General features: G+C 50.9%; 14 protein-coding genes. 5 read left to right on the forward strand and 9 right to left on the reverse strand.

From position 1 onward, the window contains the following. Positions 1-21 precede the first annotated feature (21 nt). Both FEK30_RS13820 and FEK30_RS13825 read left to right on the forward strand, forming a co-directional pair. Positions 22-1,584, forward strand: coding sequence for a phospholipase D-like domain-containing protein (locus FEK30_RS13820; protein ID WP_138073503.1), 1,563 nt, complete (start codon positions 22-24; stop codon positions 1,582-1,584). Positions 1,585-1,639: 55 nt separating this feature from the next. Next, positions 1,640-2,428, forward strand: a complete 789-nt coding sequence (locus FEK30_RS13825) for a tetratricopeptide repeat protein (RefSeq protein WP_062434815.1) — start codon at positions 1,640-1,642, stop codon at positions 2,426-2,428. An 11-nt stretch (positions 2,429-2,439) separates the two neighbouring features. Here FEK30_RS13825 and recQ read toward each other — a convergent pair whose 3' ends face one another. The 5 genes from recQ to FEK30_RS13850 all read right to left on the reverse strand — a co-directional run bounded on the left by recQ (position 2,440) and on the right by FEK30_RS13850 (position 8,994). After that, the gene (gene recQ / locus FEK30_RS13830; RefSeq protein ID WP_138073504.1) at positions 2,440-4,578 is read right to left on the reverse strand and encodes a DNA helicase RecQ; all 2,139 of its coding nucleotides are present in this window, start codon (positions 4,576-4,578) and stop codon (positions 2,440-2,442) included. A gap of 22 nt (positions 4,579-4,600) precedes the next feature. Continuing rightward, positions 4,601-5,236 carry an exopolysaccharide biosynthesis protein gene (locus tag FEK30_RS13835; protein ID WP_030006416.1) on the reverse strand — a complete coding sequence of 212 codons (636 nt, stop codon included), beginning with the start codon at positions 5,234-5,236 and terminating at the stop codon, positions 4,601-4,603. Positions 5,237-5,355: 119 nt separating this feature from the next. Next, positions 5,356-7,329: a molecular chaperone HtpG gene (gene htpG / locus FEK30_RS13840; RefSeq protein ID WP_138073505.1), complete on the reverse strand. Its 1,974-nt coding sequence runs from the start codon at positions 7,327-7,329 to the stop codon at positions 5,356-5,358. 119 nt (positions 7,330-7,448) lie between these two features. Next, a complete protein-coding gene (locus tag FEK30_RS13845) occupies positions 7,449-8,042 on the reverse strand; it encodes a D-glycero-alpha-D-manno-heptose-1,7-bisphosphate 7-phosphatase (protein ID WP_012307513.1) in 594 nt (197 codons plus the stop codon). Continuing rightward, positions 8,035-8,994 carry a glycosyltransferase family 9 protein gene (locus FEK30_RS13850; protein ID WP_030006419.1) on the reverse strand — a complete coding sequence of 320 codons (960 nt, stop codon included), beginning with the start codon at positions 8,992-8,994 and terminating at the stop codon, positions 8,035-8,037. The genes FEK30_RS13845 and FEK30_RS13850 overlap by 8 nt, the downstream gene beginning before the upstream one ends. A gap of 82 nt (positions 8,995-9,076) precedes the next feature. Between FEK30_RS13850 and ispD the strand changes: the two genes are divergently transcribed. Continuing rightward, entirely contained in the window at positions 9,077-9,772 is a 696-nt protein-coding gene (gene ispD, locus FEK30_RS13855) for a 2-C-methyl-D-erythritol 4-phosphate cytidylyltransferase (RefSeq protein ID WP_065711698.1), read from the forward strand. Here the strand turns inward: ispD and FEK30_RS13860 are convergent. The 4 genes from FEK30_RS13860 to FEK30_RS13870 all read right to left on the reverse strand — a co-directional run bounded on the left by FEK30_RS13860 (position 9,769) and on the right by FEK30_RS13870 (position 12,496). Further along, positions 9,769-11,436: an adenylate/guanylate cyclase domain-containing protein gene (locus FEK30_RS13860; RefSeq protein WP_138073506.1), complete on the reverse strand. Its 1,668-nt coding sequence runs from the start codon at positions 11,434-11,436 to the stop codon at positions 9,769-9,771. The two genes, ispD and FEK30_RS13860, sit on opposite strands and share 4 nt — an antisense overlap. A gap of 228 nt (positions 11,437-11,664) precedes the next feature. Continuing rightward, entirely contained in the window at positions 11,665-12,018 is a 354-nt protein-coding gene (locus tag FEK30_RS13865) for an AMIN domain-containing protein (protein ID WP_255448029.1), read from the reverse strand. Further along, positions 11,979-12,200 (reverse strand): hypothetical protein, encoded by a 222-nt coding sequence (locus FEK30_RS17180; protein WP_255447892.1) that lies wholly within the window; start codon positions 12,198-12,200, stop codon positions 11,979-11,981. The genes FEK30_RS13865 and FEK30_RS17180 overlap by 40 nt, the downstream gene beginning before the upstream one ends. Then, complete coding sequence (locus FEK30_RS13870) at positions 12,185-12,496, reverse strand: DUF3067 family protein (RefSeq protein ID WP_012307518.1); 312 nt, start codon at positions 12,494-12,496, stop codon at positions 12,185-12,187. The genes FEK30_RS17180 and FEK30_RS13870 overlap by 16 nt, the downstream gene beginning before the upstream one ends. Positions 12,497-12,723: 227 nt before the next feature. On the opposite strand from FEK30_RS13870, the gene petC reads away from it, so the two are divergent. Beyond that, positions 12,724-13,266 (forward strand): cytochrome b6-f complex iron-sulfur subunit, encoded by a 543-nt coding sequence (petC, locus tag FEK30_RS13875; RefSeq protein WP_012307519.1) that lies wholly within the window; start codon positions 12,724-12,726, stop codon positions 13,264-13,266. Positions 13,267-13,316: 50 nt separating this feature from the next. Then, complete coding sequence (gene petA / locus FEK30_RS13880) at positions 13,317-14,294, forward strand: cytochrome f (protein ID WP_138073508.1); 978 nt, start codon at positions 13,317-13,319, stop codon at positions 14,292-14,294. Positions 14,295-14,350: the final 56 nt, after the last annotated feature.

Here is a 14,350-nt window from a genome sequence, read left to right on the forward strand (position 1 = left end):
TGTCGCGCTCTTAAATCTTCGATGGTTAATCCCGCCGCTCGCCGCCCATTTTTCGTTCTTTGGGGTCTGTTGGCCGTTGGTCTGCTGGGTTGCCAGGGGGGAAGGGGGCGATCGCCCCAGGATGAATCCATTCAGGTGTATTTCAATCAGCGTCAAGGCCGACGTATTAGTTACACCGAACCCTACCGCCAACTGAAACGCCCAGGGGATAACCTCGAAGCTATTCTAATCGAGGGCATTAACAGTGCCCAAAGCACCATTGATATTGCGATTCAGGAGTTGAACTTGCCCCTGGTAGCTGAAGCTCTGGCCGACCAAGCCGCTGCGGGAATCACAATTCGCGTCATCGTCGAAAATAATTACCGTCAACCCTGGGCCGAACCTGATTCGACAGAAATTTTAGAACTCGATGAACGGGATCAGGGAAAATACCAAGAATTTGTCGCCCTCGCCGACGAAAACCAAGATGGCTTTTTGGATGCGGCAGAGACGGCTAAATATGATGCGATCGCCATTTTAGAACGGGCAAAGATTCCGATTTTAGACGACACCGCCGACGGTTCCAAAGGGAGCGGCCTGATGCACCACAAATTTATGGTGGTCGATGGGGAAACGGTGATCACCGGCTCAGCAAACTGGACATTAAGCGGCATCCACGGAGATTTCGCCAACCCGGAAACCAGGGGCAATGCAAATCACCTAATGCGGATCCAAGATGCGGCGATCGCCCAGGTTTTTACAACAGAATTTGAGGAGATGTGGACAGGGCGTAAGTTTGGAGTCCAGAAACTTCAGGAACCGCCCCAAACCTTTAGCGTGGGTAACAGTCGCGTCACCGTTCAGTTTTCGCCTTTCTCTAGTTCCCAGCCCTGGGAAAATACGAGCAATGGTCTCATTGGCAGCACCCTCGCCCAAGCCCAAGAGTCGATTAGCCTGGCCCTATTCGTGTTCTCTGAGCAAAAAATCGCCAATATTTTAGAAAAAGAAGCCCAAGCGGGCACTGCAATCCGCGCCTTAATTGATCCGAGTTTTGCCTTTCGGGAATATAGCGATGGGCTGGATCTGTTGGGGGTGAATCTCAAGGAAAAATGTGACCCCTTTAATCGGCCCTGGGCTAACCCCATCCAAACTGTCGGCACGCCAAAATTACCCAAGGGGGACAAATTTCACCACAAATTCGCCGTTATCGATGGCAAAACCGTAATTACCGGCTCCCACAATTGGTCGGCTGCTGCCAACAACCAGAACGACGAAACCCTCTTAATTATCCAGAACGAGGCGATCGCCCAACAATTTCAAGCTGAATTCGATCAGTTTTATACCACGGCCTACCTGGGGATTCCGCCCTTTATCGCCAGCAAACAAAAACCGATTCCCGCTGACTGTACCGTGGCCGCCACCGATGGCCCTGTGAACCTTAATACCGCCAGTGCCGTCGAACTCGAAACCCTACCTGGCATTGGCCCCAGCCTCGCCCAAGGGATTATCGAAGGCCGTCCCTACTCTGGTTTGACGGATCTGCAACGGGTGTCGGGCATTGGCGAAAAAAAGGCCGCCGACCTGGCCGGAAAAGTCACTTGGTAGAGACGCGTTATAGTACCCTTAGCCCTTTCTCTGAACGCCGTTGAGCGATTTATCTATGCGCCCAATTTTTAGTTTTCTGTGTAGTCTGCTGCTGTGGATTAGCCTTTGTTGGCCTAGTGTTGCCCTTACTAATGCTCAAATCTCTGAAGGCGATCGCCTCACCCAAACCGCGATCCAGGCAGCGAAAAAAGGTGATTTGTTTACCGCCGAAAAAATTTGGTCCGATTTAATTGAAGCATTTCCCCAAAATCCGGCCCTCTGGAGCAACCGAGGCAATACGAGGGCGAGTTTAAATCAGTTTGATGCAGCCCTTGACGATCTCAATGAAGCGATTCGCCTGGCCCCAGACCAAGTCGAACCCTACTTTAATCGCGGTGCGATCCTCGAACAACAGCAACGGTTTAGCGAAGCGATCGCCGACTATGACAAAGCCATTGAACTCGATCCCCAAGAGGCGATCGCCTACCACAATCGCGGCAATGCCTACGGCAGTTTGGGCAATTGGGAACAGGCCCGCCAGGACTACCAGAAAGCAACGGAACTTGATCCTCGCTTTGCCTGGGCCGCCGAAAGTTATGCCCTTGCTCTGTATCAAGTTGGCGAAAACAACCAAGCGATCCAGCGAATGAAAGGCCTGGTGCGCAAATACCCGATGTTTGCCGATGCGCGAGTGGCCCTGACAGCGATGCTCTGGGGGAACCATCAATTCGGCGAGGCTGAAAGTAACTGGGTGGCCGCAGCGGGTTTAGACGATCGTTACCGGGATTTAGAATGGTTAGAGGATATTCGTCGCTTTCCACCGAAAGTCCTTGAAGATTTAGATAATTTTCTCAATCTCCAGTAAATTTCAAGATTCTAGGCTGATTTTGCAGTTTGCAGCAGTTTAGCCCGTACCAGTTTAATCGCATCATAGCTGTATTTTTCCTGGAGGTGCTCCCGCAACTGCGTTAAGGATTCTGGCCCCACGGTGGCGATCGCCTTTTCAATTTCCACTTGGGCGGCTGGTTTGACGAGGCGGTCTAGGTCAGTAATCTCGCCATTCTGGAGTAATGTTGCCAGGTGCTCGTTGATCGTCCCCGCCGTCAGACTGCGCCGCTTGGCAATTTCTGTAACCGAAAGGCCCTGTTGATAAAGCTGGAGGGTGAGTAACTGGGTGCCATTGACCTGGGGTTTCGGTGGCTCCTGGTTGGCGCAAAATTCCTGAATCGCCGCGAGGAAAGGCTCCCCATAACGCTGGTATTTCGCACTCGTTACCCCAGAAATCAGACAAAAATCTGCCTGGGTGCAGGGTCGCCGAGTTGCCATTTGCCGGAGGGTCGCATCGGAAAAAATCATATAGGGGGCAACCCAATTTGCATCGGCCAATTGTTTCCGCAGTTGTCGCAGTTGCCCAAAAAGAATTTCCGCATCGAGGCGACTTTCAGAAATCCCCAGAATTTCCTGGGCCGTTTGCCGCCGTTCCACAGCAATTTTCACTGTTTTCTGTTGTCGCAGAATCTCCCAACTGCGAGCGTTGAGCTTCAAGACCCGATAGCCATCGCTTGTTTCGGTCATCAAGCCCTGATGTAGGAGCGATCGCCCTAAATTTTTCCATGCTTCCTTAGTATGGTCGAGGCCAATGCCATAGGTAGACAGTTGATGGTGACCATTTTGAATAATTTTTTCTTTCTTGGAACCCCGCAACACATCGATAATGTAAGTCATGCCATAACGTTCTCGACAGCGGGCAACACAGGATAAGAACTTCTGGGCCTCAATCGTCCAATCTTCGACGGGGCGAGGATTCTGGCAATTATCGCAACCGCCACAGTCCCCCGGAAATTGCTCCCCAAAATAGCTCAGTTGGATCGTCCGCCGACAATCGATCCCCTCGGCATAGTCGATCATCTTTTGCAGTTGCTGGTAGGCAATTCGTTTTTCCTGTTCGTCTTCCTTGAATTCAATGAAATATTCGGCTCTTTTAATATCCCCTGCCCGATAGAACAGAGTACAGTGGGCAGGCTCCCCGTCCCGACCCGCACGACCCGACTCTTGGTAATAGCGTTCTAAATTGGTCGGTAAATCATAATGCACCACAAAGCGCACGTCGGGTTTGTTGATGCCCATGCCAAAGGCAACGGTGGCGACCATCACAGGCACATCATCCCGGATAAATTGCTCTTGATAATCCGCCCGTAAACGATCGGCCAGTCCTGCATGGTAGGGCAAGGCTTTAACGCCATCTTGTTTGAGGCGATCGGCCAACTCGTCTACTTTTTTGCGGCTAGAACAGTAGATAATTCCCGGTTGCCCACGCCGTTGACGAACATAGCGCAGCAGTTGCGTGTAACTTTTCCGGTCTTTGGGAAGAACCTCGTAGTAAAGGTTGGGGCGATTAAAGCTGGTGCAGTGAAAGCTGGGGTTCTGTAGGGCAAGTTGATCAATAATATCTTCCCGGACGCGCTGGGTGGCGGTAGCGGTAAAGGCCTGGCAAGGAGTCCGGGGGTAGCGTCTCCGGATGCGACTCAGTTGACGGTATTCTGGGCGAAAATCATGGCCCCATTCTGAAACACAGTGGGCCTCATCCACCACAAATCCAGTCAGGCCAATGGTCTGATCTACATCTGTGAGTAGTTGCTGAAAGCCCTCGTTAAACAGCCGTTCTGGGGCAACGTAGAGAAGTTTAATATTGCCGTTAAAAATTGCCTGGATTCGCGATCGCGCTTGGTCGAGGTTGAGGGTACTGTTTAGGAAAGTTGCACCAATGCCATTGTCTGTCAGGGCATCGACTTGATCCTGCATTAGGGCAATCAAAGGAGAAATCACCACCGTCAACCCTGGTTTCAGCAGGGCGGGCAGTTGAAAACAAAGGGACTTACCGGCCCCCGTTGGCATCAGAGCCAGGACGTCACGGTTTTCCAGGGCAGCGGTAATGACCGCCTTTTGGCCATGGCGGAAATTGTCATATCCAAAGAAGTGTTTGAGGGCGGCTTCTAGGGATGGGAACTGGGACATGGCGGCAACAAAACGAAAACAACTAGCCCCCTAATCGTACCGTGACCCAGTCTTTGAGCAGATCCAATAGGCTGAGGCCACCGTTGAAGAACACATAAATGACGGACACCATCAGCACGGCAATGACAACAGAGAAAACAACCCCAGCGCCACTGATCAAGCCATCGTCCTCTTGGAGGCCAAAGGCGGTGAGGAAAATCGCCATGGCCGGGAGGGTATTGGTGCCGGGAATGGGGATCATCATCGAGGTAGCCATCAGGGCAATGGTACAACCCATAACTGTGCGACCCAGGCGACTCTGGCAAACGATGGGAAACCGGGGGTGGGCGATCGCCTCAATTTTTTTGAGCCAAGGGAGACCTTTTTTCAGGATGCCCTGGGCCATGGTCGTTTTGACGGTTTTTCGTTGCCAAGCAACCGGAAGCCAGAGTTTTTTCCGCCCAAAAATCAACTGGAGGGCGATCGCAAAAATTAAAATCCCAAAGGGCGTCGAATAGCCTGGGGCCGGAATTGGCAGGGCCGACGGAAAAGCCAACAGTAGCAAAATGACCCCAAAGACTTTTTCCTCTGCGAGGGCGATCGCCTGGGCTAAACTAACGGTTTCACCACGGTCTTCTTCAAAAAAATAACGGTGCAATTCTTGGGAGAGGCGAGCCATAGCCAAATGTTACGCAGAGGGACAGCTACTGAGCATAGCGCAATGCCCGTCCGTTAATTGTGTTTACAAAAAAAATCTCCCCACCGGGGGGGAGATCATCGGGCGAGTTAAATGAAGGCTTACTTCTGGGTTAAACGGGTCAACACTTGGTTCGAACGTTCCACAAACGCTTTCATCCCCTCCGCATCAAAGGCCTTCTGGGCCATTAATGCCAAATCATAAACGTGCTGACACATCATATCGATGGTTTCCTGGTTCGAGGCTTTGCCATCTGCTTGGATAATTGAACCCTGGCTGAGTTGGTAAATATTTTCGATCAAGGGATGCGACAAATTAATCATCAACACATGATCTTCTGGGAATTGCATCGTCGTTTGTTGCATCATCGCCGTCATCTCTTGCAGACGTCGCATGGCCTCTGGTAAAAGCACCATTGCCGGGGGCGTTGCCGCTGTTTCTGCGGATTTAATCGATTGGGTTTTGATGTTGACCTTTGGTTTCCCAATTGCCTTTTCAAACAACTCTTTAACGACGTCGCCACGGGTTTTGTTGGTATTCGGGTCAACAATTTCACTGGCCTTATCGTCTTCTACGAGGCTTTGATCTAGCTCCGAGTCCACCCGTGAAAACTTCACATCGCTGTATTCCTGTTCTAGGAAAGGAATGAAGTAATTGGTATCAATAAAGGAGTCCATGTAAAGGACTTCTAAACCTTGGTTTTTGTACAGTTCAATGTAAGTGCCCTGGGTGCTGGGATCGGTGCAATAAAAAACGCGATTTTCGTGCTTCTCTTTATTGCGCTCTAAATAATCTTTGAGGGTTGTGTAGGGGGCCGTAGACGTTGCCTGGGTGTCTTCGGATTTCACGTCTTCCCACACATCGCCATCATTACCCTGTACTTCTACTTTAGGGGTCGTTACCGCTGTTTCCGGTTGGTGGGTTGTGCGGTAAATGAGAATGTCTTCGACTTGTTTTTTAAACTTCTCATCGCGGATACTACCGTACTTCACAAAGGTGCCGACATCTTCCCAACTTTTAACGTAGTCACTATAGCTTTCGTTGTAGAGGGACTTCAGGCGATCGCCAACTTTTTTGGCGATGTAATCGGAGATGCGGCGCACTGTCCGGTGGTTTGTTAAGGCACTGCGGGAAACATTGAGGGGAATATCGGTGCTGTCCACAACGCCCCGCAGCGGCATCAGAAATTCAGGGATGACTTCTTCACAATGGTCACTGACGAAAACCTGATTACAGAACAGCTTAATTTGTCCTTTAGTAACATCAATGTCCGGGCGCAGTTTCGGAAAATAAAGAATGCCATTGAGCAAGAAAGGATAGTCCGTATTCAAGTGAACCCACAGCAGCGGATCTTCTTGGAAAGGATAAAGATAGCGATAAAATTCGAGGTAATCTTCGTCGGTTAAATTCTGGGGAGATTCTTTCCAAATGGCCCGCTGTTTGTTGATTTGTTCCCCTTCAAAGCGAATGGCAACGGGCATAAAATCAGAATAGGTTTTGACCAATTGGCGAATCCGTTGGGATTCTAAATATTCTGTTTCCTCGTCCATCATGGTGAGGGTAATGGTCGTGCCGATGCTGGTTTTGTCACTGGCACTAAGTTGAAATTCGGGGGAACCATCACAGCTCCAATGAACCGCTTCCGCACTATCTTTGCAGGAAAGGGTATTAATTTCTACGTGGGTGGCCACCATAAAGGCGGAATAAAACCCTAAACCAAAATGCCCGATTAAATCGTTCGCATCCTTGCCATATTTTTGAATAAATTCTTCGGCACTCGAAAAGGCGACTTGGTTAATATATTTTTTGATTTCGTCGGCGGTCATCCCAATGCCATTATCAGTAATGGAGAGTTGTTTTTTCTCCTTGTTAACGTCAATAATGATTTCCCCATCGGGCACATCAACGCTACTTTCACCGGCCATTTTTGCCATTTTGCGCTTGGTGATCGCATCGGCGGCATTGGAGATGAGTTCCCGTAAAAAGATCTCGTGGTCGGTATACAGAGATTTTTTGATTATCGGGAAAATATTCTCGGTATGGATTGTAATATTGCCTTTTTCGAGGACTGCCATAGGTCGTATGCTTCCAACTTGGTCTAAGGATTCGTCCTCTATTTTGCCGGAACTTGGGAAAACCTCAAGGCGGCGATCGCCCCCATCCCCAGATGCGGATTTCCGTATTTTCTTGATTCCTATGGCTTCTTTTGGAGCTGTTGTAATACCCAATTCACCCCATCTTGGAGATCCTTGGCGACATAATCGGGCTTGGTGTGGTGTTGATATTTGCCGCTGAGGACTTGTTTACCGTAGCCTGTTTGAACCAAAATTCCCCGGAGGCCAGCGTTGTGAGCGAGGTCAATATCCGTCGCCTTGTCCCCCACCATAAAACTACGGCGTAAATCTAAATCATGTTCCCAGGCCGCTGTCACCAACATTCCCGTATTCGGCTTGCGCCAGGTGCCCCACTGGGTAAAGTCTGGGTGGGTGCCCCCAGCTGACTGGCTTAAGTAGGGACAATAATACAGCGCATCGAGGTGGGCCGCCGCTTCTTGGTTTAGGAGGGTACGCAGTCTGGTGTGGAGGGCTTCTACATGGTCAATGCCGTAGTAATCCCGGGCTGGCCCCGATTGGTTGGAAACCAAGCAGCAAAAAATTCCTTGATCGTTGAGCGATCGCACAGCCGCCGCCACCCCTGGAATTAGATTCAGGTCTTCGAGGGTGTGAATATATCCTGCTTCGATGTTAAGGACACCATCACGATCAAGGAAAACTGCTGGTTTAGCCACGCCAAATTTGAGCCAATACGTCTTTGGGTTGAATATCTGCCATTTTTCCAGTGGGAGACTGGATGCCAATCAATTTATCATTCTTTGGCGGTAAGAGCTTTTCGGCGTGGGTCGCACCAAAGAGAGCAATGGTGTAAGTCCCCACGGCGGCGGCCAGGTGCATCGGCGCACTATCTGTACAAACCATCAAGTTGGCCCCGGCAATCATGGCTGCTGCTTTACCAATATCCTCAGGCCGTGTCACCTTTAGCGCTGGATAAAGGGCAATGAGTTCCGTGACCCAAGGGGCATCGTCCGGGCCTTGGAGCAAGACAATCGGGAGGTTTGGCTGCTTACTCTGGATATCTTCAATGATCGGTTGCCAATTTGCCACAGGGTAGAGTTTGTTGATGCCCTTGGCTTGGGAGAGTTGACTGGCACCACCGTGGATCAGGATATACCCCTCGGTTAAGCCCAGGCGTTTTTGTTCCCCTTCGGCCCACTGAATGTCCCCATTGGGCACTGTGATACTGGGGGATGGACAATCGGTGTCAATGCCTAAGCCTTTGAGGAGATCGTGGTAGAGGGCCGCTGCGTATTGGTTTTCGTTGAGGGGGGCTGGATTGGAGATAAACCAAGATGTTGCGGTTTTGTAGCCCACGCGGGTGGGAATTCCATTCAGCCAGAGCAGGAAGCCCACAGCCCAATTTTTGCCGAGGGAGAGGGCAATTTCGTATTCGCGATCGCGGATGGTGCCGAGAATATTGAGATAGTCAGCCGGGCCATTGCGATCTTTAAAGTCGAAGGTCAGCACTTCATGAACCTGGGGACAGACGCGATAGGCTGCCTTGGCACGGGGTTCGACCAGAACGTCAATCATGGCTTCGGGATAACGTTCCTTGAGATCAGCGAGGGTCGGGAAGAAGAGGATTTGGTCGCCAACTCCTCCGGGAACTAGGGCTAGTATGCGCATCTTGGGGGTATAAACTTACGTATCCAGCATCATTTTAGAAGAGAATAGGCGGAAACGTTTAGTAACTTAGGGAAAAGCCATGGTGCACTTGTTATTGCCTGCGGCGGGCGTCGGCAAACGGATGGGCGGCGATCGCAACAAACTGCTGATGACACTACAGGATAAACCGCTCTTTAGTTGGACGCTCCAAGCAGCGGCGGCGGCGGATTCGGTGGCCTGGATTGGCATCATGGGACAGCCCTTAGATTTTCCGGACTTTGAGGCAATTTTGGCCGATTTAAAGCTTTCTAAGCCTGTCCAACTGATTCGAGGTGGCAAAACTCGCCAAGAATCAGTTTATAACGGCCTACAAGCCCTTCCCCCAGAGGCAACCCAGGTGCTGATCCACGATGGGGCAAGATGTTTGGCCACCCCGGCGCTATTTAATCGCTGTGCAGCGGCCCTAGAAACCTGTGAGGGCTTAATTGCGGCGATCCCCGTCAAGGACACCATTAAGGTGGTAGATGGACAAGGTTGGGTCAAAGAGACGCCGGAGCGGGCGAAGCTTTGGGCTGCCCAGACGCCCCAGGGGTTTACGGTGCAGCGCCTCAAGGATTGCCACGAAAAAGGCAAAACCCTGGGTTGGGAAGTGACCGATGATGCGGCTTTGTTCGAGCGTTGTGGTCTGCCTGTGAAAATTGTCTCTGGGGAAGAAACAAACCTCAAAATTACGACGCCAGGAGATTTGGCGATCGCCGAATTTATTTTGCAGAGCCGTGATGAAATGCCAAAAACCTAGGAGCTGGAAACCTCGGTGCTTTTTAACGATAGCGGTTTGGGGTGGCGGTGCCGTTGGGTACGGTAAACCTGGATGGGGCGGTCAATGCCTTTAAATCGCCCAGCACCCATGGGAATAAATAAATCCTGGTGGCGATCGCCAATCGCTTGATATGTCGCATCGGTGATCACACATTCCCCCGGTGGACAAATGGTCTCAAGGCGGGCCGCAAGATTCACCGTTCCCCCCAGAACCGTGTAGTCTACCCGCTGGGAGCTGCCCACATCGCCCACAAAAGCCTTGCCGCTATTTACCGCAACCCGCAGTTGAATCGGTTGGGGCCAGATATTTTGTAAATTTAGCTGATCAAGGCGGTTGAGCATGCCCATGGCAGTGGCGATCGCCCGTTCAGCATGGTCGATCTGGGGTTCTGGTGCCCCAAAAAACGCCATGATGCAGTCGCCAATAAATTTATCGAGGGTTCCCCCTTGGGAAAACACCGAGTGGAGCATCTCCTCGAAAAAAACGTTCAGCAAATCCGCAATGGCACTGGGGGAAGACTGCTCCGCAATGGGCGTAAAATTAACGATATCTGCAAATAAAATACTGATTTCCGCTTCCCTAGGGGGGAGTCGCCCATTTTTTAACGCTCCCACCGAAATTAATTGATGTACCACCGCAGGCGAATGGTAACGCTCTAGTTTTTGGCGAATTTGGGCCTGTTCCTGGAGACGACGGCTCAGCAACCACCGTTGCACACTGGCCGCCAACAGATGGCCAATGGTCGAAAAAAAACTTAAATCATCATCGGTTAACGGTTCTGATTCATCTAACTTCAAGTGGGCATCACCATACAGAACTCCCACCACTTTTGTTTGATCCCATAGGGGCACCGCCAACACTCCTCGAATCCCCTTTGCCAAAATGCTATCTTCCCCCGCAAAGCGCTGGTCGCTCTGGGCATCTACGGATTTGAGGGCAACCCTTTCTTTAAAGACCTTTTGGCAGACCGATTGACTAATCCAAGCACTGGTGCGGATGGCCGGGTGATTATCCGGGAGACTCTGGGCCGCAGCACTGAGGAGTTCTAATTTGCCATTGCCCCGAATATCAATGAGTAGCGCCAGCCGTTCTAAGCCTGGCAATTCCTGAAAAATAACATTCCGGGTCAGGCGAAAAATAGCTTCAATGGATTCGGCAGAACTAAGTTGTTTCACAATGTCCACCAACTCCTTGAGGCGGGCGATCGCCGTTTCCGTGTGGGGCTGATGACCATAGCCTTCTTCCCCCTGTAGCCATTGCTCCTTGAGATCTTCGGCGTTACGGAGAATGGTGCGCCCCGATCCCCATTGGTCGGCCTGTAGATCTGTGGTTTCGTCGAGGGTCACATTCTGGAACGTGACTAAAATTGAGGCATGGCCAAGACGGATTAGATCTCCTTGGCGGATCGTTTGGGGCTCAGTAATCCGGACGTGATTAAGATATGTGCCATTGGTGCTGCCCAAGTCCTCTAAAATCCAAGCCTGTTGCCGCCGTTTGATCCGGGCGTGGTACCGGGAAATTTGGGTCATCTGTAGCGAGAGACTACATTCAGGCAAGCGACCGATCACAAACTCCCCTTGATCGACCACCACAATACGTTCTGGGTAGCCCTCAGCTTGGATGCGGAGTTGCAGATCAGTCATAGGAGTTTCACGGGAAATAACACGTGCCAGTGGCCTGCGAAAAAAATTGCTGAATTTAAATAGTCAAAGCGATGACAGGGGAATTCTGCCCACGGAAGTTCAGAAAACAAGGGGAAATTTTGCTCGGCTTGTCATAAAAAGTCAGCGCCCGAAGCGGAGATTCATCCCTGAGTGTAGCCCAAGGAGGATATTTTTCTGTCTAAAGATAGTGGCGATCGCCACAAACCGTTAAGGAAGTTCTGGCAATGGGGGCAATTGGATCGGTATCGCCTGGGTGGGAGGCAAGAGAGCCGGGGGAAATGTGAAGGGGAGATCTGCACTGGCGATCGCCCCTTGGAATTCAAAGCGCCACACCACAGAACCATCGGCCTGGGGCAAACGTTGAAAGGTGGGCGACCAAGTGGGCGGGATTTCCCCAGCCCAGGTTAAGACAATGCGGGTGGTGCGGTCATTAAATTGGCCAATGCGCAGTTGACGAATGGTGCCGTCGTAGGCCTGGGTCAAGGTGGCAGCGGGCCAGCGGGTATCGGTCAGGTCAATGATCAGACGAGTCGGATTACTGAGGCGAGAATATTGGGGAATCGTCGTTGGGGCGGTTTGGAGGCGGAGTTGCTGCGCTTGGGGGTCAAAGGCCCAATCTTGGAGGGGGGCAACTCTGACGGCGGATCGGCGATCGCCTTGGGGCTGTGGCTCAGTCCGGCTACCAACACCAGCACTACACAGACACTCTGATTAAAATATTTTTGGATTAACCCAACAGCCATTCTGAGGCCCGTTCTCCCAATTCCAAACGAATACTAATTGCTTTGCCGACCCTGGGGCGTTCTGTGGTTTCTTCGAGGTAAGTATGGACTTGTTGACTCACACCCCATTCCCCTAAATAAGTGGCGATCGCCTGGAGATGTTCCTCATATTGAGCCTCCGAGAGGGGAAAAGAAACCTGTTCCAAATATTTCCACATCACCTGGAGATACCATTCCCCCTTAATTTGTCGCAGCTGGATGTCATAGGATCGTCCCCATTTACGCCACAAAAGTTCCCGTAGTTCTCCACCATTCATCGCCCACTCCTCCTGCGGTTCATTGACATTTCTGTGGCCAAAAGCCTAATCTCAGCCGATCTGTAATAATTTATCTACAAAACTTTGTTAACCTTTTTAAAGGCTATCCGGCAACCAACTAAGGCTCAAGCTCAGGTAAAACGCCATCTTTGCTCGCCATTTGGATGATATTCTTCATAGGAAGTATTGTAGAAACGCTTACATAACTATACAAAAAGGCTCTGATTATGACTCAATTATCAGGTTCCTCCGATGTTCCAGATCTAGGTCGTCGCCAATTTTTGAACCTCCTCTGGGTGGGGACGGCGGCGGGAACGGCTCTCGGTGGTTTATATCCCGTTATTAAATATTTTATTCCTCCTTCTAGTGGTGGCGCTGGTGGTGGCGTGATTGCTAAAGATGCCCTCGGTAATGACATTATCGTGAGCGACTATCTCCAAACCCACACCGCAGGCGATCGCTCCTTGGCCCAAGGCCTCAAAGGGGATCCCACCTATGTGGTTGTCGAAGGGGATAACACCATCTCCAGCTATGGGATCAACGCCATCTGTACCCACCTTGGTTGTGTCGTCCCTTGGAATACCGCTGAAAATAAATTCATGTGTCCTTGCCACGGTTCTCAGTATGACGAAACCGGGAAAGTTGTCCGCGGCCCGGCCCCCTTATCCTTGGCCCTTGTCCATGCGGAAGTGACTGAAGATGACAAGATCTCCTTCACCGACTGGACAGAAACCGATTTCCGTACTGACGAAGCTCCTTGGTGGGCCTAAAAACCCCATACGGGTTCATCCATTAGAGAAAACGCTTGTAAAAATTTACGATGAAAACACCTGAACTGATGGCAATCTGGCAACGGCTGAAGACCGCCTGCCTCGTGGCGATCGCCACCTTTGGTTTATTTTTCGCCAGTGATGCCCTTTTCCCCCAAGCCGCTGCTGCCTATCCTTTTTGGGCCCAGCAAACCGCCCCAGAAACGCCCCGTGAAGCAACAGGCCGGATCGTCTGTGCCAACTGTCACCTCGCTGCCAAAGAAGCAGAGGTGGAAATTCCCCAGTCTGTCTTACCCGATCAAGTTTTTGAAGCCGTTGTCAAAATTCCCTATGACCACAGCCAACAGCAAGTTCTAGGGGACGGCTCCAAGGGTGGCCTCAATGTTGGTGCTGTTTTGATGCTTCCTGACGGTTTCAAAATTGCGCCCGCTGATCGTCTCTCTGACGAACTGAAGGAAAAAACCGAAGGTCTCTACTTCCAGTCCTACGCTCCGGATCAAGAAAACGTCGTGATCATTGGGCCGATTTCCGGTGATCAATATGAAGAGATCGTTTTCCCGGTACTCTCCCCCGATCCGAAAACCGATAAGAACATCAACTACGGTAAATATGCAGTCCACCTCGGTGCGAACCGTGGCCGTGGTCAGGTTTATCCCACTGGTGAACTAAGCAATAACAATCAATTTAAAGCGTCTGCCACCGGCACCATCACCAATATTGCGGTGAATGAGGCTGCGGGTACGGATATCACCATTTCCACTGAAGCGGGCGAAGTGATCGATACGATCCCGGCTGGCCCCGAAGTGATTGTTTCTGAAGGTCAGGCGATCGCCGCTGGTGAAGCCCTCACGAACAACCCCAACGTCGGTGGATTTGGCCAAAAAGATACAGAAGTTGTCCTCCAGAATCCCGCTCGCATCTATGGCTACATGGCCTTTGTTGCTGGGATTATGTTGACTCAAATCTTCCTCGTTCTGAAGAAGAAACAGGTAGAACGGGTTCAAGCCGCTGGCCAACTCGACTACTAAAGCTCTAATTAAGAATTTTATAATCCATTACAGGCAGGTATGGTCAATACCTGTCT

Origin of the sequence: Picosynechococcus sp. PCC 11901 (assembly GCF_005577135.1) — a bacterium.
Classification (GTDB): domain Bacteria; phylum Cyanobacteriota; class Cyanobacteriia; order Cyanobacteriales; family MRBY01; genus MRBY01.